Genomic DNA, 24,156 nt, shown 5'->3' with positions numbered 1-24,156 from the left:
TCAAGTCAGTCTTGACCGGAGCAGGCGGTAATAGCCGGCAAGGTGGGGGATCGTATGTTCGAGTTCGGGGAAGGCCGGATCGTTGCTGGTCAAGCTGCCGGCATATTTGGCGGCGATCAACTGCCGGTGCGTTTCAAGCGGCCCGGCCTTGAGCGCTGGAAGTATGGTGAAGATCGGCGATAGCGTGGTGCGGCCCTTGACGGTGATGCTGTCGAGTTCGGCGATGGTGAAATCCGCGGCGCAGAGCGATGCCGTAAGTTCGCCGAGCAAAAGCGGCACGCCGTAATTCTTCGATTCACCTTCGAGACGGGAGGCGAGATTGACGGCATCCCCGAGCACGGAATAGTCGAAACGGCGCGCCGACCCCATATTGCCGACGACACAGTCACCGGTGTTGATGCCGATACCGATCTTCAGCACCCGTGCCTCGATACCAGCGTCCGCAGCCTCCCGCCGCAAGTCTTCATTCAGGCGCTCGATCGCTCCGAGCATCTTCAGCGCCGCGCCAGCCGCATGGCTGGCATGGTGGGGATCGTCGAGCGGCGCGTTCCAGAAGGCCATCAGGCAGTCGCCGATATACTTGTCGATGGTGCCGCCGTTTTCGAGCACAATGTCGGACAACGGTGTCAGCAGCCGGTTGATCAGCGTCGTCAACTGTTCGGGGTCGTCCTTCAGCGCCTCGGAAATGGTGGTGAAGCCACGCACGTCGCAAAAGAGGATGGTCAGCGTCCGGCGTTCGCCGCCCAGTTTCAATTGCGACGGGTCATCGGCAAGGCGCTCGACCAGCGCTGGGGACAGATAGCGCGAGAAGGCCCGGGTGATATCGCGGCGGCTGCGCCGCTCGGCTGCGTAGTCGAGCGCCGTCTGGCTGACGGCAACGGACAGGTATGCCAGTGCCGGGCCGACCGGCGAGACGAAGATATGGCCAAGCCGCAACAGCGCGTAGCTCGCGGCGATCAGCAGGATCAGCACGGCCATGCTCACCACCATGGTTTGCCATCCGGTTGCCCGGTAAACCACGCCCGAGGCCAGCAATGCTCCAAGCGCAATCGCTGCAATGACCGCTCCTTGTCCCGGTTTGGTGATGAACAGGCTATGCGTCATATTGTCGAAGATCGTCGCCTGTATTTCGGCGCCCGAGACCAGATGGCCGGTGTGGACGGTGAATGGCGTGGCAAGAGCGTCGGCACCGCCATCCTTGAGGGTCGGTGCATTCTGCAGACTGAGGCCGACAATGACGACGCGATCGCGCAAGAGACCGTCCGGCAGGAATTGGCCGGGATCGAGCGCCTGGTAATACGACACCGTCGGATAGGTTCGTGCCGGGCCGAATGTCTGGAGAAGGGCGGTTCCGGATACTGGCTGTTTTGGCCGGCCGGCAACCTCGGCCAATTGTGCGGCAAAACCGTCGGCATAGCCCGGCACCTGCCGCAATGTTCCGTCACCGCTCAGATGAACCGAGGCGATGCCCGTTTTAGCGCCGCGGGCAACAAACTCTGCCAACGGCTCCGTCCGCACGAATTGGTCGGCATGGGGCGTCTCGATCAGCGTTTCATCACCGGCCAGAACGACATCGGGACCGAGCGTCTCAGCAAGAGCCGCGTCATTTTCCGGCGTGGCCGAAGGCTCGGCAAAGATCACGTCGATGCCGATGGCCTTCGCACCGGCGGCGCGCAGTGCCTCGATCAACCGTGCATGCAAGGCACGCGGCCACGGCCACTGGCTGCCGATCTCGGTCATTGAGGGCTCGTCGATGGCAACGATGACGGGGCCGTCTTCGGGAAGGGGCGGCGGGGCAAGCGTGGATAGATAGTCGAAGCTGCGCAGTTCGATGAGCGAGAAGGGAGACGTGAGCGAAGCGAGGGAGAGAATTACTGTGACAAGAGCGGCAAGTATGGCAAGGCCAGCGCGGCGGCGCCCGCTGCGGCGGGCTGCTGTGCCGATGTTGAAGCGGTTCTCGGCTATGGGCTCTTTCGCCATTTTTGTCATCAAAAGCGCACTTTGAGCGAGCCTCTGAACGAACGTCCCCAGCCCGGTGTCAGTGGAGCCACGTCAAATTCTTCGTCGAGCAGATTGTAGGCGGCCAACTCAAGGACGAACCGTTTGTCGAATGGCTCCCATGTCAGGTTGCCATCAATTGTCCAATAGCCATCCAGTTTTGTTTTCAACCCGGTATCGCGTTTCCCCACGTAGTTCGCGGCAAGCATCACCTTGATATTCGCCTGATTAACCCAGGTGATTGCCGCCTGCCCGGATGTTTCGGGTATGAAGGGTAAGGAGTCGCCGAACGTCAAGCTTGCTGGATCCTGATCCTCGGAACTGGTCCGGGCAATCGTTCCCGATAGCCCAAAACCATGGCCCACGGCCAAGTTCGCAGTCAGGCTCGCTCTGTCGATCCGGCCTTCGTCTGTTTGGAAGGCCGTTCCCAACGCTGAACCCGGAATATAAGGAAGTGGCGATGTTTGCGGGAAGGCAATCGATACCTTATGCAGATCCTGGTGCTGAAAATCGACTGCGGTGAAAAATCGATCAGACCATTCCGCGTCCCAACGCAAGGCAATCGTATCGGCGCGGCCATCAAGTCCTATTCCATAGGCATTAGGCTGAATTCCAACAACGCCAATCGGCGACAATGTCGGTGCACTGAAGTCGTAGCTCTCACGCATATAGGCGGCGCGAAGCCAATGTCCCTCTATCGGTGTCCAGGCCAATCCCGCGCGAGGCTCCAATCGGCTAACTTCGACATTTTCGCCGCTGATATAGGTGCCGAAAAGGGCATACTCCGCCCTCAGGCTACTGCTGATATCATGCAAGACGTCGACATAGGCTTTTCCAATATCATAACGCCCCTCAAGCGGCTCATAGAGTGGAATGCCATTAATCTCTTGGCGGAAATACGTGTCGGCCCAGCCGCCTTCGAGGCCGTAGCGCCAGGTCAGGTCATCATAGCCGAGGGTGTGATTGATTGCGGCAATATAGGTTCTCTGTTTGCTTGTGTCGATTGAGGATAGGCTGCCGAGGTCAGTTCCCAGGGTGGTCCCGATATCTGCGCGTTCGTCGCCATAGAACAAAGCCAAATTGACGATGTTACGATGCTCGATTGTGTGACTCCAGCCGATACCGGCTCCTGTCGTTCTTGATTCATCGTCGCGGTCGATAAGGTAGGTTATTGGTGCCGGTGTGGAGCTGAACAGGCTGGTGTTCTGTAGAAAATTGTCTGTCAAATAGTTGGCGTAGAAAACGATGCGATCATCTGGCGTGGGTGACGCCGTAAGATATCCATTCGCCGTTTTGACTTCGGTGCTGCCGTCATAATATCCGAGATCGCCGGGGAAGCGCCCGGAAAATGGCGTCGTTTCCCATCGTGCGTTGATATTGAAACTGACTGGAAATACCGCGTTGGCGTAACCCTGTACCTGTCCTTCCGCAAGCCAGTCAGTGTCGCTGCCGCTCGTGTTGAATCCACCTACGAGGGACGTCTCGATAAATGGCGAGTTGACCAGCATTAATGTACGCTCACTGCTGGCGAGCATATGCGGATCGAGCATCAAAGCCTGGATGAAGGAGGAATAGCTGGAGCCATTCTGAACGTAGTCCGTCGCGTTCCCGCCATAGGCGTAGGTGTTGGCGAATGGGTTGACGCTGCCGTGCACGGATTGGTCCAGATAGGACGTACCGGTGAAAGGATCAAACACCGCATCGCCGTAATACTGCCCCCAGGCGTCTAGCCCTTGGAGACGGAATGCGTCGTTGAGAACTGAACCGGCGCTCTGGTTGGCGCTGAACGAAATGAAATCACCGCCGCGGGCACGGCCCAATCTCAAGAACTCCTGCGCATAGCGTATCGCGTTGTCGGAGTCGTATTCATGAATGGCCATTGACGTCCGGACGGAAGCAATGACCGGATCGTGGGGATCAAGCCGCCCGGCATTGTCTAGCGCCTGGGCGGCGGGGATCCGATCGCCTTTCTCATAAAGGGCGGCGGCCAGCATCAGCTGTCCTTGCGAGTAGCCGGGATTTGCGGTCGAGCCGGCGAGCAGATCCTGCACCGCTTTGTCCATTTCGCCGCGCTGTAAATAGTACCGGCCGCGCGCAATCAGCCCGATGTCAAAGGATGGATCGACCCGCAAGGCCTCGTCGATCTCATGTTTGGCCTCGGCCATGCGCCCTTCCGTGAGATACAAAAGTGCGAGATTGGCGTGACTGACCGGGTCCAGCGGATCGAGCTCGATTGCCTTTTTGTAGGCGGCTTCAGCCTCCCGGTTGGCGTCTCTGTCGCTTTGGGCAAGGCCGATCGTGTTCCAGATAGAGCTGGAGCCAGGTGCGGTTCTAAGGGCGCGATTCAGATCGTCGAGCGCGCCTTGCCGGTCGCTTCGGATAAAAAGCTTGTAGTTCGCTCGGGCTTCGAGGCCGGTCGGATCATCCGGATCGATTGCGAGCGCGCGCTCAAACCCATCGACAACCTCTTTTTCGTCAGCCAGCATGATGCCGAGTTGGGCACGGGCGCCGGGTAAAGTCGGGTCGCCGGGCGTATTGCGCTCGCTTTCCTTGATGACTTCCAGGGCTGCCGGAATATCTTCGCGGAAACCGGCAGTCCAGGCCTTCGCCATGCCGGCATAGCCGCTGTTGGTGAGCCGGGGAGGCTGCTCGACATGATTGGGGTCCGCAAGTGAGCGAGCAAAATAACCGCCATAGGCCGCAATTGCACTGCGCTTGGCGTCAAGCCCCGGTCTTGCTTTTTCAAACAACGCCGCGGCGTCCCGGTAGCGGTTTTCCGAGCCGGCGATCAAAGCGTCGATCAAGTTGGCGCGTGCGATCTGAGAGCCGCGCAAACCTTGAGCGCGCGCCTGATTGAGGGCAGCCTTCGCCTTTTCTTTTCCCTCCAGCGAAAGATAGATTTCCGACAGGCTCAACCAATCTTCCGCCGAACGCGCGCCAGCTTCTTCCGCTTCGAGGCGGTCGCGTTCCTTGCGCATCTGCGGCACGATCAATGGCGTTGCCGGCATCCACTGGAATGCGCTCCTCAGCGACAGATTGAACAGCATCTGTTCCCTGTCTTTCGGCTTGGCGATGACGATCTTTGACGGCTTTTGCCCGATTGCCGCAACGGCGCCTTCGCCCTGTGAGACCGTGACGCTGCCCTGCGCATTACTGAGCTCGACCACACCGTCCAGCACGATCAGCGACGTTTTGCCGTCGGCGCCGACTGTCATCGTCCAGTCCGTGCCGCGGATGGCGGCCGCCGCTGCCGGCGTGTCGATCACCACGCCCTGGCCGCCGCGTTCGGCGCGAGCCCAGATGGTGCCGGATTGCAGCTCCAGCCCTGTATCGCCGGTGCCGCCCATCCGCTTGACCAGCAGCGAGGTGTTGCGGCCAAGCCGCACCTGGGTGCGGTCTGAGAAGAGAACGGCAAGCTGGCCGGTTGCGTTGGTGCGCAGCACGTCGCCGCTCAAAAGGGCCTGCTGCAGATCGACATAACGCCAGCCGGAAATATCGACAAAGCGCACTTCCTCGCCGGATTTGCGGGCAATGACCGACCCGGCAGCCGGGGATGGGCGCGGCAAAGGGTCAGCCTGCGCCGGCATGGCGAGACAGAGCACTCCCAAGGCAGCACCAACCGGCGTATATTTCATGCAGTTTCCCCAAGAATGCACGGATAATCACTGAGTTTGAGTAACCCAAAAGTCAAGTGGGGCGGCGGTCCTGATTCTGCTTTGCGTGGCAAGTGTCGAAATAAGGAAACACAATGCAGAACTGTTGGTTGTTCCTGACGATACATGGGAAGTATCAGTTGCGGCTCTCCCAGGAACGTTCTGCGGATGCGAGTTATTCGACCTGACCCTGTATTGAACAGGCAATGACCATCACGATGGCGCTGCCGCTGGTGCGTTTCCGCAAAATCCTATGAGATTTTTATATCTCTCCCGGACGCCCCGTCTCGAACACTAATGTGGTTCGGGGCGATAGTCAGCGTGGAATTCAGGCCCCGGATCTTGCGTTGAGCATGATCAAACGGGGCCTCTTTCGCGTCGCCGCCCTTCTTTGAAGAGGAGGGAAAGATGAAATTCAACAAAAGGAGCCTGGATCGATGATGGATATTGTCTTGATCGGGATCGGCGTTTTGTTTTTCGCGCTGTCGTTTGCCTATGCCCGGGCCTGCGACCGTCTCTAGTTCGAAGGATTCAGAGAAATGCTTGTCGATTATGTGCTCGGAGCCGGCGTGTCCGTGTTTCTGCTTGCCTATCTGACCTACGCCCTCATTCGCCCTGAGCGCTTCTAACAACGCCAGGTTCGGAAAGTTATTGCCATGACACTCAACGGATGGATCCAGATCCTCATCTTCTGCGGGATCGTCATTTTGCTCATCAAGCCGCTTGGCGCCTATATGACGCGCGTCTTCGGTGGTGAGCGCACCTTGCTGTCGCCCCTTTTTTCTCCGGTCGAACGCGGTCTCTACCGGCTGTCCGGCACCAGCGAGAAGGAAGAGCAGCACTGGACGAGCTACGTGTTCTCCCTGCTCCTGTTCAATCTTGCCGGTTTTGCCATTCTCTATGCGCTGCAGCGGTTCCAGGGCTTCCTGCCGTTCAACCCTGCGGGCATGACCGCTGTTGGGCCTGAGCTTTCGTTCAACACCGCCTCCAGTTTCGTCGCCAATACCAACTGGCAGAACTATGGTGGCGAAAGCACGATGTCCTACCTGGTGCAGATGGCTGGTCTGACGGTGCAGAATTTTGCCTCTGCCGCCACCGGCATGGCCATCGCCGTTGCGCTCATCCGCGGTTTTGCGCGCGCTTCCGGTAAGTCGATCGGCAATTTCTGGGTCGATATGACCCGTGCCACGCTCTACATCCTTCTGCCGATCTGCATCCTACTGACGATTGCCTATGTCTATCTCGGCGTACCGCAGACGCTCGGCGCCTACTTAACGGCAACGACGATCGAAGGTGCGCAGCAGACCATCGCGCTCGGCCCGGTCGCCTCGCAATTGGCAATCAAGATGCTCGGCACCAATGGCGGCGGCTTCTTCAATGCGAACTCCGCGCATCCTTTTGAGAATCCCGACGCAATTTCCAACCTCATCCAGATGGTGTCGATCTTCGCGATCGGCGCGGCCTTCACCAATGTTTTCGGCCGCATGGTCGGAAACCAGCGCCAGGGTTGGGCAATCTTTGCCACGATGGGCGTGCTCTTCCTCGCCGGTGTCGCGGTGACCTATTGGGCTGAAGCAGCCGGCAATCCGCTGGTCCATGCCATGGGCCTTGAAGGTGGCAATATGGAAGGCAAGGAAGTTCGGTTCGGCATCGTCCTTTCTTCGCTGTTCGCGGTCGTCACGACGGCCGCCTCCTGTGGTGCCGTCAATGCCATGCACGGCTCATTCACCGCATTGGGCGGCCTGATCCCGCTGCTCAATATGGAACTGGGCGAAGTGATTATCGGCGGCGTTGGCGCGGGTTTGTACGGCATCCTGATGTTCGTCATCCTGACGGTCTTCGTCGCCGGACTGATGGTTGGCCGCACACCGGAATATCTCGGCAAGAAGATAGAGGCCAAGGAGGTCAAGATGGCTGTTCTCGCCATCCTCATCCTGCCGGCAACCATGCTCGGCTTCACCGCCGTCGCCGTCCTCCTGCCGACAGGCGTGGCCTCGATCGGAAATCCGGGACCGCACGGTTTCTCGGAAGTCCTCTATGCCTATACCTCGGCTGCCGCCAACAATGGCTCGGCTTTCGGCGGTCTGACCGGCAACACGCCCTGGTACAATATCACGCTTGGCATCGCGATGCTGATGGGCCGCTTCCTGGTGATCATTCCGGCGCTCGCCATTGCCGGTTCTTTGGTGATGAAGAAGACGGTGCCGGCTTCGGCAGGGACGTTCCCCACCCATGGCCCGCTCTTCGTCGGACTGCTTTGCGGCGTCATCCTGATCGTCGGCGGTCTCACCTTCTTCCCGGCGCTGGCGCTCGGGCCGATCGTCGAGCACCTGGCGATGATATCGGGTCAAACCTTCTAGGTGCCGTCATGAACCGCTTGTTCCAGCAGAAGTTCAAAAGGCTCCTCAAACCTCGCGACGGTGATCCGCCGCGAGCGGCACCCCCGCAGGCGACCAGCATCATCATCGCTTTCATGCTGGTCCTGCTGGTGATCGGCGGTCTTGCTCACGCTTTTACCGAATTGTTCCACGGCTGACGCGGTCACCGTGATGTCACACACAAAAGAAACTGGAGTTCTCTTATGAGCCAGTCCAAATCTGCGAGCCTGATGGACTCTCGCATCCTTATTCCCGCGATCGGCTCGGCGTTTAACAAGCTCAATCCGCGCACCCTCGCCAAGAATCCGGTGATGTTCGTCGTCGCCGTCGTCTCGACATTGACGACCGTCCTGTTCCTGCGCGATCTCATAACCGGCAGCAGCAATCTCGGTTTTTCGCTGCAGCTCAATATCTGGCTGTGGTTCACGGTGCTGTTTGCCAATTTCGCCGAGGCCGTTGCCGAAGGCCGGGGCAAGGCGCAGGCGGAATCGCTGCGCAAGACCCGGACCGAAACCCAGGCCAAGCTTTTGACCGGGGCGGATCTGAAGAGCTTCAAGATCGTCTCCGGCACCAGCCTCAAGGTCGGTGACATCGTGCTTGTCGAAGCTGGCGAGATCATCCCCTCCGATGGCGAGGTCATCGAAGGGGTCGCCTCCGTCAACGAGGCGGCGATCACCGGCGAATCTGCCCCCGTTATCCGTGAATCCGGCGGCGACCGCTCGGCCGTCACCGGCGGCACGCAGGTGCTGTCGGACTGGATCCGGGTGCGTATCAGCGCCGCAGCGGGCTCGACCTTCATCGACCGGATGATTTCGCTGGTCGAAGGTGCCGAACGTCAGAAGACACCGAACGAGATCGCCCTCAACATTCTTCTCGCCGGCATGACCTTGATTTTCGTTCTGGCCGTTGTGACCATCCCGAGCTTCGCCACCTATGCCGGCGGCTCCATCCCGGTCATCATCCTGGTCGCCCTGTTTGTAACGCTGATCCCGACGACGATCGGCGCGCTTCTCTCGGCCATCGGCATTGCCGGCATGGACCGTCTGGTCCGCTTCAACGTGCTCGCCATGTCCGGCCGCGCCGTCGAGGCTGCCGGCGATATCGATACGCTGCTGCTCGACAAGACCGGCACGATCACGCTCGGCAACCGCCAGGCAACCGAGCTTCACCCGGTGTCCGGCGTGTCGCAGCAGGACCTCGCCGACGCAGCCCAGCTGGCCTCGCTTGCCGATGAAACGCCGGAAGGCCGTTCCATCGTCGTGCTGGCCAAGGAGAAATACGGCATCCGCGCCCGTGACATGGCACAACTGCATGCGACCTTCGTGCCGTTTACCGCACAGAGCCGCATGAGTGGCGTCGACATCGAAGGCTCGTCGATCCGCAAGGGCGCTGTCGATGCGGTCCTGAGCTACGTCGCCAGCCAGAATACGGCGGCGCGTCCGGATACCGTCCGCGAAATCCAGTCGATTGCCGACGAGATCGCCAAGTCGGGTGGTACGCCGCTGGCCGTCGTGCGCGATGGCCGCCTGATGGGCGTGGTGCACCTGAAAGATATCGTCAAGGGCGGCATCCGCGAGCGGTTCGCCGAACTGCGCCGCATGGGTATCCGCACGGTGATGATCACCGGCGACAACCCGATGACAGCCGCTGCCATCGCTGCCGAAGCCGGTGTCGATGATTTCCTTGCCCAGGCAACGCCGGAAAACAAACTGTCGCTGATCCGCGAGGAACAGGCCAAGGGCAAACTTGTCGCCATGTGCGGCGACGGTACCAACGATGCTCCGGCGCTGGCGCAGGCCGATGTCGGCGTGGCGATGAACACCGGTACGGTCGCCGCCCGCGAAGCCGGCAACATGGTCGACCTGGATTCGGACCCGACCAAGCTGATCGAGATCGTCGAGATCGGCAAGCAACTGCTGATGACCCGCGGTGCGCTGACGACGTTTTCGATCGCCAACGATATCGCCAAGTATTTCGCCATCATCCCGGCGATGTTCCTGGCCTTCTATCCGCAGCTTTCGGCGCTGAACATCATGGGCCTTGCCTCGCCGCAAAGCGCAATCCTGTCGGCGATCATCTTCAACGCGCTGGTTATCGTCGCGCTGATCCCGCTGTCGCTGAGGGGTGTCGCCTACCGTGCCGTTGGTGCCGGTGCGCTCCTGTCGCGCAACCTGCTCATCTATGGCCTTGGCGGCATCATTGTCCCGTTCATCGGCATCAAGGCCATCGACTTGGCCATCACCGCCCTTGGTCTCGTTTAAAGGAACATTCAAATGTTGAAACAATTGCGGCCCGCGCTGGTCATGATCGTTGCCATCACCATTATCACCGGCCTTGCCTATCCGCTCGGCATGACCGGCATTACCCAGGCCCTGTTCCCGCATCAGGCCAATGGCAGCCTGGTCGAAAAGGACGGCACCGTTGTCGGCTCCTCCTTGATCGGTCAGGTCTTTACCGGCGATATCTATTTCCATGGCCGTCCGTCGGCTGCAGGCGATGGCTACAATGCGGCTTCGTCCAGCGGCTCAAACCTCGGGCCGACCAACCCGAAGCTGCTTGATCGGATCAAGGCAGATGCCGAAGCACTCAAGGCTGCCAATCCCGGCGCTGCCGTGCCGATGGATCTGGTGACCGCTTCGGGCAGCGGCCTTGATCCGCACATTTCGCCGGAAGCCGCCTATTTCCAGGTTCCGCGCGTCGCCAAGGCGCGGGGCATGGATGAAAGCAAGGTTCGCGCACTGGTCGATCAGGCCGTCGAGGCGCGCGAACTCGGTATTCTCGGTGAGCCGGCGGTCAACGTCTTGGCGCTGAACATGGCGCTTGATAAAGCTGTCTAGCCTTGTTTGGTCACGGTATCGCGCTTCGACGACGAGGCGCGATACCGGCGGCAATTTGATTGACGGAACCGGTCCCAAATTCTGCGGGATTTTGGACCATGTCCGGAATAGTCAAAAGCGGCATCCTGCCGCTTTTCGGCATTGATGAGGAAAGACGAGCGCGCATGCGGGACGATGTCCGTGACATGGATGGAAGACCATCTCCCGACGCCCTGTTGCAGCGGGCGGAGCAGGAAACACGCGGCCGTCTGAAGATCTTTCTGGGGGCGGCGCCCGGCGTCGGCAAGACCTACGAAATGCTGACCTCCGGCCATGCCAAGCAAGCCGATGGCGTCGATGTCGTGATCGGCGTGGTCGAAACGCATGGCCGCAAGGAGACCCAGGCGCTGGCTGACGGTTTCGAAGTCATCGCGCGCATGCCGATCGACTACAAGGGCCGCCATCTTGAAGAAATGGATATCGATGCCATTCTTGCCCGCCGTCCAGGTCTCGTTCTGGTCGATGAACTGGCGCATACCAACGCACCCGGTAGCCGGCATCCAAAACGCTACATGGATGTGCAGGAGCTGCTGTCGCGCGGCATCGACGTTTACTCGACTCTGAATATCCAGCATGTCGAAAGCCTCAACGATGTCGTTGCCCAGATTACCCGCATTCGTGTGCGCGAAACCGTGCCGGATTCGATCATCGACCGGGCCGACGATATCGAGATCATCGATCTGACGCCGGAAGACCTGATCAAGCGTCTGCATGACGGCAAGGTCTATATCCCGAAGACGGCGCAACGAGCCCTCGAAAATTACTTTTCGCCCGGAAACCTGACGGCACTGCGCGAACTTGCACTGCGCCAGACCGCGCAGCGGGTTGATGACCAGCTGCTGACGCATATGCAGGCGCATGCGATTTCCGGCCCTTGGGCGGCCGGTGACCGGGTGCTGGTCTGTGTCGATGACCAGGCCCGCAGCGCATCCCTGGTGCGCTACGCCGCCCGGCTGGCCGACCGTCTGCGCGCGCCGCTGGTGGCGCTACATGTGGAAACGGCGCGATCGGTTCACTTATCTGAGGCCGCGCGCGACCGTATCGCCGCGACGTTAAGGCTGGCTGAGCGGCTGGGGGCCGAAGCGCTGACAAGGCCGGGCTCCGACGAAGCGGAGGAAATCGTCCGTGTCGCCACATCCAGCAATGTCACCCATATCATCGCCGGAACGCCGAAAACATCGGGATGGCGGGAATGGCTGCATGGTTCGGTGACCAGCCGATTGATCCGGCGCGCCGGCAATATCAGCGTTCATGTCATCGCTGGTGACGATCGGGAAGGCGAACCCATTGGAACGGGCGTCAAGACTGCCCCGGCACCCGTCCAGTTCAAGATCAGGCCCTATGCACTGGCGACGCTCTATGTCGGTTGTGCCCTGGCCGTGGGTTTTCTGCTCGACCAGTCCCTTGATGTGCGCAACATTGCACTCGTCTTCCTGATGGCGGTTTTGACTACGGCGGTGACCGAAGGTTTGCGGCCGGCTCTCTATGCCAGCGTCGTCAGTGCGGTCTCGTTGAATTTCTTCTTCCTGCAGCCGCTTTATACGCTGGATATCAGCGATCCCGACAGCGTTGTCGCGTTCATTCTTTTCTTCATCGTGGCGATCATCGCCAGCAACCTGACGGCCAGCGTCCAGCGGCAGGCCGCCGCCGCTCGCCTGCGCGCACGCACCACCGAAGACCTCTATCTCTTCAGCAAGAAGCTGGCAGGGACCGGTACCCTGGACGACGTGTTGTGGGCGACGGCGTTCCAGCTTGCCTCGATGCTGAAGCTGCGGGTGGTGCTGCTCCTGCCGGAAGAGGGAACGATCGCGGTCAAAGCCGGCTATCCGCCGGATGATACGCTTGACGACGCCGATATTGCTGCAGCGCGCTGGGCCTGGGAGCACAATCGCGCCGCTGGACGCGGCGCCGATACGCTGCCGGGCGCAAAACGCCTTTATGTGCCGTTGCGCACCGGCCGCACCGCCGTCGGTGTCATCGGCCTCGACAATGACCGTCAGGGGCCACTCTTGAGCCCCGAACAGCAGCGGCTGCTGGATGCGCTCGCCGATCAGGCAGCGCTTGCCATCGAGCGCGTGCAGCTTGTCGCCGATGTCGATAATGCGCGGCTGGTCGAAGAAGCCGGGCGCCTGCGTTCGGCATTGCTGACCTCGATTTCGCACGACCTGAAGACGCCGCTCGCCGCCATCATGGGGGCTGCCGGAACATTGCGTGACTATCAGTCTGCGCTTCCGGAGGAAGACCGTGTCGAACTTCTGACCACCGTGACCGACGAATCCGAACGGCTGAACCGGTTCATCGCCAATCTGCTCGACATGACCCGGATCGAATCCGGTGCCATGCAGCCGAATTCCGCGTTTCATTATACCGGTGATATTGTCGGGAGCGCCCTGCGCCGGGCGAAGAAGATTCTGGCTGGTCACAGCGTCGATGTTGACGTTCCCGCCAACCTGCCGATGATCAGGGTCGATCCGGTGCTGTTCGAGCAGGTTCTGTTCAACTTGCTCGACAACGCCGCCAAATATGCGCCCGAAGGATCAAGGGTGAGCGTCCGGGCGGAAAGCAATGGCGAGCAGGTCCTTATCCGGATTTCAGATGAAGGGTCGGGCATTCCGCAAGGAGATCTGGAACGGGTCTTCGATACGTTTTACAGGGTGCGCAAGGGCGATCACGTGCGGGCCGGGACCGGGCTTGGCCTGTCCATTTGCCGGGGGTTCGTCGAGGCGATGGGCGGCACCATCGCCGCCGAAAACCGTACTGACCGCTCCGGCGCGATCTTTACGGTCAGCCTGCCACTGTTGCCGGATGCGCCCAATCTCAAGGACATGAAATGACACTTTCCGCAGTCAAGATCCTGGTCGTCGACGACGAGCCGCCTATCCGCCGGCTGTTGCGGGTGGGGCTGGCCACGCAGGACTACGATGTCATCGAGGCCGGAAACGGCAAGGCGGCGCGGGACAGTGTCAAGGCGGAGCTGCCCGATCTCATCCTGCTCGATCTCGGCCTGCCGGATGCGGCTGGCCACGATCTGTTGCAGGGCTGGCGCGAGGAAGGGCTGACGCTGCCGATCGTCATCCTGTCAAGCCGTACCGATGAGGCCGGGATCGTCAAGGCACTGGAACTCGGTGCCGACGATTACGTGACCAAACCCTTCGGCATGAACGAACTGGTGGCGCGCATCCGCGTGGCGCTGCGCCATCGGTTGCAGCAGCAGGGTGAAAAGCCGTTGTTCCAGACCGGCGGCCTGTCGGTCGATCTGGTCAAGCGTATCGTCAAGGTCGATGGCCGCGAGGTGAAACTCTCGCCGAAGGAATATGATATCCTGCGCATGCTGGTGCAGCATGCCGGCAAGGTGCTGACCCACAAATTCCTGCTGAAGGAGGTCTGGGGCAATGCCGATGACGTGCAGTATCTGCGCGTCTATGTGCGCCAGCTTCGCCAGAAGATCGAGGCAACGCCGGACCAGCCGCAATATATCACCACCGAAACCGGCGTCGGCTACCGCCTGCGCGAGGCCGACCTCTAGCCGGATCGGTCTACAGGCTGTTGCGGTTCAGCCAGTTGCGCAGAACGGTGATGCCCTCCGGCACATGCAGGCGGCCGAAACCGACGCGCAGGCAGTTTGGCGGCACGGGCGTGAGTTCCGAGTGATAGACGCTGGAGGGCAGGAAGAACACGCCGGCCTCCTCGACCGCGCGCCGGGCAAACTCCTCGACACCTTCCGGCCCCTTGTAGCGGATGAACGCAACGCAACCGCCGTCCGGCTCGCGCCAGTCGAACAGATGCGGAAAATCGGCGAAAAACGTGTTCCACTCGGTGATGTTGGCGCGAACGATAGCACGTGTCCGGGCCAAGATCCTGTCGCGGTTCTTCAGCGCGATACGGGCCAGAACTTCCGAAGGAGCGGAATTGCAGATCGACAGGAAGTGCTTGTAACGTTCGCAACGTGTCAGGAATTCCGCGTCCTTGCAGGCCAGCCAGCCGATCCGAAGGCCCGGAAGCCCATAAGCCTTCGACATGACATTCAGCGAGATTCCTCGCTCATAGGCATCGACAGCCTGCGGTAGGCGCAGTGCCTCGTCCTTCTCGATCAGCCGGTAGACCTCGTCACTGAACAGCCAGATACCATGCTTGCGGCAGATTTCGATGAGAGCATGAAATGTCGTATGCGGCAGGATCTTGCCGGTCGGGTTGTTGGGAAAATTGATCGAGATCAGCTTGGTGTTCGGCTGGATCGCGGCCTCAATCTTGCCGAGGTCGAGGTTCCAGTCATTGTTGATATCCAAGGCCACGCCCGTCACCGCGCAGATGCTCAGCGGCAAGGTTTCGGCGGCCTGATAGTTGGGCGTAATGACGATGGCATGATCATCCGGCGTCAAGAGCACCTTCATCGCGACATAGATCGCTTCCTCGGCGCCGGCAAAGCAGATCAGGTTTTCCGGTTGAACCGTGTCGTAGGTCCGCGCGATTTCCTGGCGCAGCACCGGTGCGCCAAAGGTTTCGGTGTAGCCAAGGCTGAGATTTTCGAAATCGGTGCGGTCTTCGTCACTGGCCATTGCCAGAAGCTCCGGCAGGCGCATGCTCTCAGCATCCGAGGCCGTCATGTTATATTTGGCGGTGAACTCCCATTTCGACATGAACGTTTCGAGCACAAAATCGCGCATAGGCTTGGTCATCGCGGTTCTCCTTGAACGGCAGCGTCCTGTTTCTGGCGGATTGCGCCAAGGCGGTTGTAGATCGTCGCTCTCGACAGTTTCAGGATTTCGGCAACATAGGGAACAGCTTTGCGGATGGCAAAGACGCCGCGGGCGTCGAGTAGCGCAAGAAGGCTGTCCGTGTCGGAATTGGTCAGGCCCGCGAGACTGGTCTTGTGCGTCGCAAGAAATTCGCCGATCACGGAATTCACCGCTTCGCGCCAGTCATCCGCCATCAGTGCCGATGCCTTTTGCATTGGCGCTGCAACATTCATCATCGATTTCAACTGGTCGAAGATTCCGGCAAAGGCCTCGATATCGTGATTGATGCAAAGAAGGCCGATCGGCTTGCCCACAGCATCACGCAGTACGGAAGTGATCGCCTTCAGCCTGCGGCCATCCCAATTGGACTTGCCGTAGGGGCCGATCACATCCGCATCCAGGGTCGAAACCAGTCCGGCCTCGTTGAGCGAACTGTCCCCCGGTCGGCGCCTGGAAAAGGCGTTGGCGATATGGAAGATCAATCCCGTCTCAAGGTCATGCAGGACCGCTTCCACATGCGGGGAAAACAGCGTGGCGACGGCGTCGCAGACTGGGATGAAAGGAGTGAGCGGATGAGACATAAGGCCTTATCCGTCTATATTGACAATTTGTCAATATAGACAAATTGGACAACTATCGGCCAAACGACGATTTGCCGGAGTTGATCTGCCGTTGAAACTCCGGGTCGCGCTGCGACAGTTTCTTGTGCAGATGAACCATCATGCCGGCGGCAAAGAGCGGGGTCAGCAGATTGAGAAGCGGCACGGCCAGAAATGCAGCAAGCACGAGGCCGCTGAGGAAGACTGTGCCGGCATGTTTGGCGCGGAAAAGCCGGGCTTCCGCCGGGGAGCGATAACGCATCGCCGCAAACTCGAAGAATTCCCGGCCGAGCAGGTAGCCGTTGACGAGAAAGAAGGCGATCAAGTTGATGCCGGGGATCAGCAACAGAAAGAGAGCAACGATGTTGCCGGCGATGATGACGCCGAGAAATTTCAGCGTGCCGGCAATCGCCTCTCCCAGCGGCAAAGCACGGCCCGCCGGTTCGTTCGGGTAATCGCGTTTTTCGACAACTTCCGCGACGTCATCAAGGAAGAAGCCGGCAATCAGCGCCGTTACCGGCGCAAGAAGCAACGCTAGCCCCAAGGCAAGACCGAGACTTGCAAAAATACCGACAACGAATGTCAGCCATCCCGCCCAGCCGGGTGTTCCGGGCAACAACGCGTCAAGCCACGGCAAGGCAAGGTAGATGAACAGTTCGCGCAAGGCGAGCCACAGGCCAATCAGCGCCAGCAGCGTCAGCCCCAACACCTTCCAGAAGACCGAGCGCGTTTCGGGCGCGAAAAGATTGGCAAAGGAAAGCCGCGCCGCGTCGAGTATCATCCGGTATCTCCTTTGAGGGCGTTCGTGCCGCTGTCTGCGCATGTAGGCGGGGCATGGCTTGCGGGCAAGACCGCGAGGCCTGCGGCTTTGAAAAGTCCGCGAAAATCATGTGCGAAGGACGCTGTTTTTGCTGCCAAAACCGGTGCTGCACCGTTATGATGCCAGCACAAGCAGTTGTGGAGTGTTGAGACGATGGATGGAGTGAACATAAATATGTCGGTAGCGGGCCTGTCGGTGCTGCTGCAATCCGGCGCGCTCGATCCGGTCGACCTGGCAAAGGCTTCCCTGGAAAAGATAGCTGGCTACAAGGATCAATCGATTTTCACGGAATTGCTGGATGAACAGGCGCTCTCGGAAGCCAGATTGTCCTCGCAACGCCTTCGTTCGGGGCGGTCTCTCGGTTTGCTTGATGGCATTCCGGTCGCCTGGAAAGATCTGTTCGACACGAAGGGATCGGTAACGACCGCGGGATCCGCTGTGCTGGCCGATGCCGCGCCCGCATCCGCCGATGCTGCTGTCGTTACGGCGCTTGCTGGTGCCGGAATGGTCAGTATCGGCCGCACCAATCTCAGCGAATTCGCCTTTTCCGGCCTCGGCATCAACCCGCACTATGGAACGGCCCATAACCCGGCATCGCGCGATGTGCCGCGCATCCCCGGTGGCTCGTCGGCCGGGTCCGGCGTGGCCGTGGCAGCCGGTCTGGTACCGGTGGCGATCGGTACGGATACCGGCGGCTCGATCCGCATTCCCGCCGCGTTCAATGGCATTGTCGGCTACAAGGCGACGCGTGGACGCTATTCCATGCAAAGTGTCTTCCCGCTGGCAAAGAGCCTCGATTCACTCGGCCCGCTCTGCCGCACCGTGCAGGACGCCGTCTGGATCGATGCAGCCATGCGCGGGCGCACCGCGCCGGATATCCGCCGGACGGATTTAAGCGGCTTGAAGCTTGTCATTCCTGAGACAGTCGTCTTCGATGATGCCGAACCGGGTGTCGTGGCCGCATTCGAGGCTGCGGTTTTGCGGCTGGAGCAGGCCGGTGCCCGGGTCAAGCGGCGGGCCTTCCCGATTTTTGCCGAGATTTTCGAGATTACGGCGCGCCATGGTGCACTGGTCACGGCTGAAGCGTTCGCGCTCCACAAGGCGCGGCTGGAAGGCCCGGAGGCTGCCCGCATGGATCATCGGGTCGTCGCCCGCACACGGCTGGGCGAAAAGACCACGACGGCAGATTACATTGCCATCGCTGACGCCCGCCAGCGGTTGATCGCAGCTTTCACCGAAAGTCTGGATTCCGGAGAACTCGTCATCCATCCGACCCTGCCGCATGTGGCGCCGCCGATCGCGCCGCTGCTTGCCGATGATGATCTGTTTTTCAAGATCAATGGCCGGACATTGCGCAACACATCCATCGGCAATTTCCTTGACGGCTGTGGCGTCTCTATCCCCTGCGGCACGGGCGATGCCGGCATGCCGGTCGGCTTTCTTCTCTCCGGCCTTCGCAACGCCGATGACAATCTGCTTTCCGTGGCACTTTCGGCCGAAGCCATCATCCGGGGCGACGCATGATCGTCTGCTTCGATATTGGCGGCTCTGCCATCAAGGGCGCCGTTGCCCATGCGGCCGACCGGATCGAACCGCTGGAACGCCGCATCACGCCGCTCGATGATTTCAACGCCTTTGTCGGTACGCTTCGCGATGTCATTGCGGAAGCGGGCGAAGCGCCTGACCGCATCGCCATATCGATCACCGGTGTCGTTGATCCCGAAACGCAGGCGATCAAATGCGCCAATATTCCCTGCATCGACGGGCGCGAGCTTGGTGCGGAACTTTCCGTTTTGCTTGGACTGCCTGTGTTGATCGCCAATGACGCGGATTGTTTCGCACTGGCGGAGGCGGGGGCCGGTGCCGGGCGCGGTTACCGCATCGTGCTTGGAGCGATTCTCGGTACTGGCGTCGGCGGCGGCCTGGTGGTGGACGGCCGGCTTATCAATGCGGAAGGCGGGTTCGCCGGCGAATGGGGCCATGGCCCGGCGGTCGCCTCCATGGCTGGTACGCCACCGGTTGCGATTCCCATTTTCGAGTGCGGCTGCGGCCAGCGTGGCTGCGTCGATACGATCGGCGGCGCCCGTGGCATGGAACGTTTGCACCTGACCTTGCACGGCAAGACCCTGGAAAGCCATGAGATCACCGCGCTTTGGCAGAACGGCGATGTGGAAGCCGCTCGTACCATCGATGTGCTCGTTGACCTCATCAGTTCGCCCCTGGCGCTGACGGTCAATATCACCGGGGCGACGATCGTCCCCGTCGGCGGCGGCCTGTCCAACGTGACACCACTGATCGCCGAAATCGACAAGTCTGTTCGGGGCCGAATCCTGCGCAAGTTCGACCGCTCACTGGTGGTGCCGGGCGAATGCCGGATCGAACCGGGACTGATCGGCGCCGCCGTTCTTGGTCTCGCAGGAGAAGCATCATGACAAATATTCTTCTGGAAGTCTGCGTCGACGATGCGGCCGGCCTGCGGGCTGCTGTCGATGGCGGCGCTGATCGCATCGAATTGTGCTCGGCTCTGTCCGTCGGCGGGCTTACGCCTTCGTTGGGCCTGATGGCCCTGGCGGGCAAAGTTGATATTCCCGTTTACGCGATGATCCGGCCAAGGCCGGGCGATTTTGTTTTCGATGCCGGTGACATGGATGTGATGCGCGTCGAAATCGAAGCGGCCCGGTCAGCAGGTCTCGCAGGGGTCGTTCTCGGCGCCAGCCGCCCCGATGGAAGCCTCGATAAAGAAGCGCTCAGGACGCTGGTGGATCACGCGCATGGATTGGGCCTGACCCTGCATCGCGCCTTCGATCTGGTGCCGGATTTTTCCGAGGCCGTCGAGATCGCGGTGGACCTCGGTTTCGAGCGTATCCTGACTTCCGGTGGTGCGAAACGAGCCTCTGACGGTGCTGATGCACTGGCCGGAATTGTTGCGGCCGCAAAGGGCCGCATCTCGATCATGCCCGGTTCGGGGGTGACGCTGGAGACGGTCGGCGGCCTCCTGTCCCGTCTTCCGGTAACAGAGGTTCACTCGTCCTGTTCGGTGGAAAAGCCGGCTTCGGATGCCCGTCTGGTATCGCTTGGCTTTGTTGCGCGCAGCGCAAAGCAGACGGATGAACAGGCCGTGCGGACGCTGAAGGCGCGGCTGTCCGCCGCGCCCTGATATCTCGATATCTCGAAGCTTAGGCTTGGAAAACGCGCGTCCCGCCAATCCACGTCGAGGCCATGTCCAGGCTCTCGGTCAAAAGCACGAAGTCCGCGTCGAGACCGGGCAACAATCTGCCTTTCCGGGCGGCTACACCTGCAGCGTCGGCGGGATAGGCCGATGCCATCCGTAGCGCCTCGTCGAGCGGCAGATCCAGCTTTTCATGGGCAAAACGCACAGAAGCGAGCATGTCGATATCGGCGCCTGCCAGCGTGCCGTCGGCCAATGTCAGGCGCCCGCCCTTGCGGAAGATCTCGCGGCCGTTCAGGAGGAAACTTGTCTGCTCGGAGCCGATCGTCGACATCGCATCGGTGACGATGAAGATGCGGCCGGGGCCATTCTTGGCGCGTAATGCAATGCCCATCGATACCGGATCGGCATGAAAGCCATCGGCAATGATGCCGGCATGCAGGCTGCCAATATCGAGAGCTGCACCAACAACACCCGGTTCGCGATGGCCGAGCGGGCTCATCGCGTTGAACAGATGCGTCACTGTACGCGCGCCAGCCTTGGCATACTCAACGACGGTCTTGTAGCCAGAATCCGTGTGGCCAAGGCTGACGATGATAGCGGCCTCGGCCATCGCTGAAACCTGCGATGCGGTCGTGTTTTCGGGTGCCACCGTTACCATGATGGCATCAAAATCCCCGGCGCATTCGAGCAACGCGTCGAGATCGGCCTGATCCATCGGACGGATCAGGGCCGGGTCATGAGCGCCCTTGCGGGCAACGGAAAGGTGCGGCCCTTCCAGATGCAAACCCAGGAATCCGGGTACATTCTCCGCCTTGGCCTGCCTGCCGCCCGCAATGGTGCGGGCGCGAATCTCGAATGTGTCGGTGATCAGCGTCGGAAGCAGAGCGGTCGTGCCGAACTTCGCGTGAGCAGCGCAGATCGTCCGGATGGCATCGACGTCCTGCCGGTCGTTCAGCATCACGCCACCACCGCCATTCACCTGCAGATCGATAAAGCCGGGTACAAGCAACTGGCTATCGGCCGGGACAATTTCTGTCCCGGCAGGCAGGTCGCTCTGCGGCAGGATACCGGTGATCGTTCCACCATCCAGCAGCAGTGACTGGCCATCATGCCAGAACAGGCCGTCGAAAATCCGGGCTCCGGTGATAGCTTTTTGTGCGGTCATCGCGTTTCCGTAACCTTCTTGAGAGCGACCGGCGCGTCAGGATTGAGGCCGCGTGAACGCGACCAGGATTCAACGAAGCCGTAGAACGGAATGATCAGGGCCAGCGCATCGGTAATCGGATGACCGGTTGCCACGAACGGCAGAGCCTTTGCCGCCTTCGCTTCCGACGAGGTCGCAAAGGCGAGCGCACCCTTGGCAGCCAGGCCGTCAAGAATGCCGGTAACCGACCCTTCCGCAGCATCACGCGCAGCAAGGCCGATCACCGGAAAACGTTTTTCGACCAGCGCCACCGGCCCATGCAGCACTTCCGCCGCCGAATAGGCTTCGGCGTGCATGCCGGACGTCTCCTTGAATTTCAGCGCGGCCTCGCTGGCGATGGCGAGCGCCGGACCGCGGCCGAGCACGAACAGTGATTCCGCGTCACCAAGTTCATCGGCCAGCGATTGCCAGTCGAGCTTCACCGCCTTGGCAAACTGGGCAGGCAGATCGGCGACGGCACGCTGGAGGGCGGTGTCTCCCGTCCATTCACCAAGGATGGCAAGGCCGGCAACGATCGAATTGACATAGGACTTGGTTGCAGCAACAGCGATTTCCGGCCCGGCGAGAATATCGAGCGGATGGGTGCTGGCTTCCGAGATCGGTGAGGGCAGGGTGTTGGTCAGTGCGATCGTCACGGCGCCGGCCTTGGTTGCCGCCTCGGCCATTGCGACGATGTCCGGGCTCTTGCCCGATTGCGAGATGGCGATCGATGCTGCGCCCTGAAGCTGCATCTTGGCGCCGTAAATTGAAGCAAGCGATGGGCCGAGCGAGGCGACGGGCCGTCCGGTCGAAAGCTCGATCGCGTATTTCAGGAACAGTGCGGCATGGTCGGACGAACCACGGGCAATCGTTACGAAAAACGCCGGGTCTTTCGCACGCAGAGCTGCGCCGGTTTCCTTGACCGCTGCCTTGGACTGTTCAAGAAGACGCGCTGCCGCTTCGGGGATTTCGTTGATTTCGCGCCGCATGTTGGTTTGCATGGTCATGTCTTTCTTATCTGGGCCGCTCTCAGGAATCCGACAAAGTCAGTTCGGCGACGAAATCATAGGCGTCGCCCCGATAGAGCGAGCGGGTGAATTCTACCACGCGGCCGGAGGCGAGGTAGGAAATGCGTTCGATGGACAGGCTGGCGGAACCGGCCGGCACGCCCAGCATCGCCGCATCCGGATCCTTCAGGCTGCAGGCGGAAATGCGCTGCACGGCGCGCACAGGCCGCGATTTGGTCTTGTCGAGTTCGGCATAGAGCGATGTGCCGACCCGGACGGGATCCGGCAGGAACTCTGCGGAAACACTGGCCCGCTCGATCGCAAGCGGCATATCATCGGCGATACGTAGTCGGCCAAGCCGCGCCACCAGCGCATCGGCGGGCAGGCCAAGCGCCATCATTTCATCCGGCGAGGGATGGTACAGTCCGCGCTCGATCCATTGCGCCGTCGTCACCAGCCCCCGGCGTGACATATCCTCGGTAAACGATGTCAAGCGCGACAACGATTGCTGGACGCGGTGAACCGGCTTGACGACAAAGGTTCCGGATCCGTGGCGGCGCACCAGCAAACCGTCCTTGACCAGATCGTCGACTGCCTTGCGCACCGTCACGCGGCTGATGCTGGCATAGTCGGCGAGATCCCGCTCTGGCGGCAGGGCGTCGCCATGATTGAGCTTTCCCGACAAAATGGCTTCTTCCAGCGATTGCCGCAGCTTGAGATAAAGGGGGCCGGAGCCCCCGGCCTGCAGGCCGTCCAATGGCAATATGGCTTCGAGATGCTGGGTCATGTGGCAGATCCCGTCACAAACCGCTTGGCAGCCAGCGCCACCGAGCCGGTCAGGGCGTCTGCCTCGGGTTCGATGAACAAAGGCTGATGCCGTTCGGCAAGCCACGGCCGATAGATCGGTGCCAGGCCGCCCAGCAGGCAGAGCTTGCGGCTACCCTGGGCCACCAGGGCATCCAGAGCCTCATCGACGGTTTGCGCGCAGCCCTTGAGTAAGGCGATCGCCACCGGATCGTTGCGGGCCGCATAGTCGAATATCTTCGGTGCGAACCGGCCGAATTCGCCGGGTACCGCAGCGCGGGCAAACTCCACAGCCTCGCGCGGATCATTGTTGAATTCCGCCATCACGGCATCCGTCAGCGGCGACGATGGATGAATCCGGTCGAAGGCAAGAACGCTTTCCTGCAGAAGCGCGTGGCCAAGCCGGGCGCCGCTGCCAAGGTCGCCGATCTGGAACCCCCATCCGCCGATATAGCGGACCTCATCTCCCTGGCGGGAGATATAGATGGAACCGGTGCCAAGAATGGCCACCGCGCCGTCACTATCGCCGAGTGCGCCCTGCAGCGCGATCAGCCCATCGGATTCGATGTCGGCCTTCGCGAACGGCAAGCGTTCCTTCACATAATGCACGGCATCGCCGACATTGCTGCCGGCAACCCCGACCAGCGCACAGGCTGAACCGATTTCCGAAGGAGCAATGCCTGCTTCCTCGAATGCTGCAGTGGCTGCGCTGACGATATGGATCAGGGCGTTATCGGGATCGGTCAGGATGTTGGCAGCGCCGCTTTTGCCGCGCCCGAGGATACGCCCATCGGCGCCCGCTACAGCCGCGCGGCAACTCGTGCCCCCGCCGTCGATTCCCAGAATGTAATGTGGCATGGATACCTCCGGGAAAAAGGATACCAAAAAAATACCATTTACCAAGAGGATTTTGGTCTTTAATTGGATTTA

General features: G+C 60.7%; 19 protein-coding genes. 10 read left to right on the top strand and 9 right to left on the bottom strand.

The annotated features are described in order from the left end of the window. Both ASD36_RS07310 and ASD36_RS07305 read right to left on the bottom strand, forming a co-directional pair. On the bottom strand, nucleotides 1-1,980 hold the full coding sequence (locus tag ASD36_RS07310) for a CHASE2 domain-containing protein (protein ID WP_060502986.1): 1,980 nt from the start codon (nucleotides 1,978-1,980) through the stop codon (nucleotides 1-3). Between the two features lie 8 nt (nucleotides 1,981-1,988). Then, nucleotides 1,989-5,585 (bottom strand): FecR domain-containing protein, encoded by a 3,597-nt coding sequence (locus ASD36_RS07305; protein ID WP_277995989.1) that lies wholly within the window; start codon nucleotides 5,583-5,585, stop codon nucleotides 1,989-1,991. Nucleotides 5,586-6,190: 605 nt separating this feature from the next. Here ASD36_RS07305 and kdpF point away from each other — a divergent pair. The 7 genes from kdpF to ASD36_RS07275 all read left to right on the top strand — a co-directional run bounded on the left by kdpF (nucleotide 6,191) and on the right by ASD36_RS07275 (nucleotide 14,431). Next, nucleotides 6,191-6,280, top strand: a complete 90-nt coding sequence (gene kdpF / locus ASD36_RS07300) for a K(+)-transporting ATPase subunit F (RefSeq protein WP_060502960.1) — start codon at nucleotides 6,191-6,193, stop codon at nucleotides 6,278-6,280. Between the two features lie 27 nt (nucleotides 6,281-6,307). Beyond that, nucleotides 6,308-8,011 carry a potassium-transporting ATPase subunit KdpA gene (gene kdpA, locus ASD36_RS07295; protein WP_060502959.1) on the top strand — a complete coding sequence of 568 codons (1,704 nt, stop codon included), beginning with the start codon at nucleotides 6,308-6,310 and terminating at the stop codon, nucleotides 8,009-8,011. An 8-nt stretch (nucleotides 8,012-8,019) separates the two neighbouring features. Beyond that, entirely contained in the window at nucleotides 8,020-8,187 is a 168-nt protein-coding gene (locus tag ASD36_RS30490) for a hypothetical protein (RefSeq protein WP_156393815.1), read from the top strand. A gap of 45 nt (nucleotides 8,188-8,232) precedes the next feature. Next, a complete protein-coding gene (gene kdpB / locus ASD36_RS07290) occupies nucleotides 8,233-10,290 on the top strand; it encodes a potassium-transporting ATPase subunit KdpB (RefSeq protein ID WP_060512005.1) in 2,058 nt (685 codons plus the stop codon). Nucleotides 10,291-10,302: 12 nt separating this feature from the next. Then, nucleotides 10,303-10,866 carry a potassium-transporting ATPase subunit KdpC gene (gene kdpC / locus ASD36_RS07285; protein WP_060502957.1) on the top strand — a complete coding sequence of 188 codons (564 nt, stop codon included), beginning with the start codon at nucleotides 10,303-10,305 and terminating at the stop codon, nucleotides 10,864-10,866. Between the two features lie 164 nt (nucleotides 10,867-11,030). Next, nucleotides 11,031-13,739 carry a sensor histidine kinase KdpD gene (locus ASD36_RS07280; protein ID WP_060502985.1) on the top strand — a complete coding sequence of 903 codons (2,709 nt, stop codon included), beginning with the start codon at nucleotides 11,031-11,033 and terminating at the stop codon, nucleotides 13,737-13,739. Beyond that, entirely contained in the window at nucleotides 13,736-14,431 is a 696-nt protein-coding gene (locus tag ASD36_RS07275; RefSeq protein ID WP_060502956.1) for a response regulator transcription factor, read from the top strand. The genes ASD36_RS07280 and ASD36_RS07275 overlap by 4 nt, the downstream gene beginning before the upstream one ends. 10 nt (nucleotides 14,432-14,441) lie before the next feature. Here the strand turns inward: ASD36_RS07275 and ASD36_RS07270 are convergent, their stop codons facing one another. From ASD36_RS07270 to ASD36_RS07260, 3 genes are read right to left on the bottom strand one after another with little or no spacing between them, the layout of a single operon-like run. Next, complete coding sequence (locus ASD36_RS07270; RefSeq protein WP_060502955.1) at nucleotides 14,442-15,581, bottom strand: aminotransferase class I/II-fold pyridoxal phosphate-dependent enzyme; 1,140 nt, start codon at nucleotides 15,579-15,581, stop codon at nucleotides 14,442-14,444. Next, complete coding sequence (locus ASD36_RS07265; protein ID WP_060502954.1) at nucleotides 15,578-16,222, bottom strand: PAS domain-containing protein; 645 nt, start codon at nucleotides 16,220-16,222, stop codon at nucleotides 15,578-15,580. The genes ASD36_RS07270 and ASD36_RS07265 overlap by 4 nt, the downstream gene beginning before the upstream one ends. Before the next feature lie 52 nt (nucleotides 16,223-16,274). Further along, a complete protein-coding gene (locus tag ASD36_RS07260; RefSeq protein WP_060502953.1) occupies nucleotides 16,275-17,021 on the bottom strand; it encodes a sulfate transporter family protein in 747 nt (248 codons plus the stop codon). A gap of 192 nt (nucleotides 17,022-17,213) precedes the next feature. Between ASD36_RS07260 and ASD36_RS07255 the strand changes: the two genes are divergently transcribed. Genes ASD36_RS07255 through ASD36_RS07245 form a run of 3 tightly spaced genes read left to right on the top strand, consistent with a single transcriptional unit; the run spans nucleotide 17,214 to nucleotide 20,217 of the window. Further along, nucleotides 17,214-18,584 carry an amidase gene (locus tag ASD36_RS07255; RefSeq protein ID WP_060502952.1) on the top strand — a complete coding sequence of 457 codons (1,371 nt, stop codon included), beginning with the start codon at nucleotides 17,214-17,216 and terminating at the stop codon, nucleotides 18,582-18,584. Further along, nucleotides 18,581-19,492 (top strand): ROK family protein, encoded by a 912-nt coding sequence (locus ASD36_RS07250; RefSeq protein WP_060502951.1) that lies wholly within the window; start codon nucleotides 18,581-18,583, stop codon nucleotides 19,490-19,492. The genes ASD36_RS07255 and ASD36_RS07250 overlap by 4 nt, the downstream gene beginning before the upstream one ends. Further along, a complete protein-coding gene (locus ASD36_RS07245) occupies nucleotides 19,489-20,217 on the top strand; it encodes a copper homeostasis protein CutC (protein ID WP_060502950.1) in 729 nt (242 codons plus the stop codon). The genes ASD36_RS07250 and ASD36_RS07245 overlap by 4 nt, the downstream gene beginning before the upstream one ends. A gap of 19 nt (nucleotides 20,218-20,236) precedes the next feature. On the opposite strand, the gene nagA is transcribed toward ASD36_RS07245, so the two are convergent. The 4 genes from nagA to ASD36_RS07225 are packed head-to-tail and all read right to left on the bottom strand — an operon-like array spanning nucleotide 20,237 to nucleotide 24,084. Next, nucleotides 20,237-21,397, bottom strand: a complete 1,161-nt coding sequence (gene nagA / locus ASD36_RS07240) for an N-acetylglucosamine-6-phosphate deacetylase (protein ID WP_060502949.1) — start codon at nucleotides 21,395-21,397, stop codon at nucleotides 20,237-20,239. Continuing rightward, nucleotides 21,394-22,416 (bottom strand): SIS domain-containing protein, encoded by a 1,023-nt coding sequence (locus ASD36_RS07235; protein WP_060502984.1) that lies wholly within the window; start codon nucleotides 22,414-22,416, stop codon nucleotides 21,394-21,396. Before ASD36_RS07235 ends, nagA begins: the two co-directional genes overlap by 4 nt. 28 nt (nucleotides 22,417-22,444) lie before the next feature. Next, on the bottom strand, nucleotides 22,445-23,209 hold the full coding sequence (locus ASD36_RS07230; protein WP_060502948.1) for a GntR family transcriptional regulator: 765 nt from the start codon (nucleotides 23,207-23,209) through the stop codon (nucleotides 22,445-22,447). Next, the gene (locus ASD36_RS07225; protein WP_060502947.1) at nucleotides 23,206-24,084 is read right to left on the bottom strand and encodes an N-acetylglucosamine kinase; all 879 of its coding nucleotides are present in this window, start codon (nucleotides 24,082-24,084) and stop codon (nucleotides 23,206-23,208) included. The genes ASD36_RS07230 and ASD36_RS07225 overlap by 4 nt, the downstream gene beginning before the upstream one ends. Between the last annotated feature and the right edge of the window lie 72 nt (nucleotides 24,085-24,156).

The organism is Rhizobium sp. Root1334, from assembly GCF_001426665.1.
Taxonomy (GTDB): domain Bacteria; phylum Pseudomonadota; class Alphaproteobacteria; order Rhizobiales; family Rhizobiaceae; genus Pararhizobium.
This window is presented reverse-complemented; position numbering and strand designations above follow the sequence as displayed.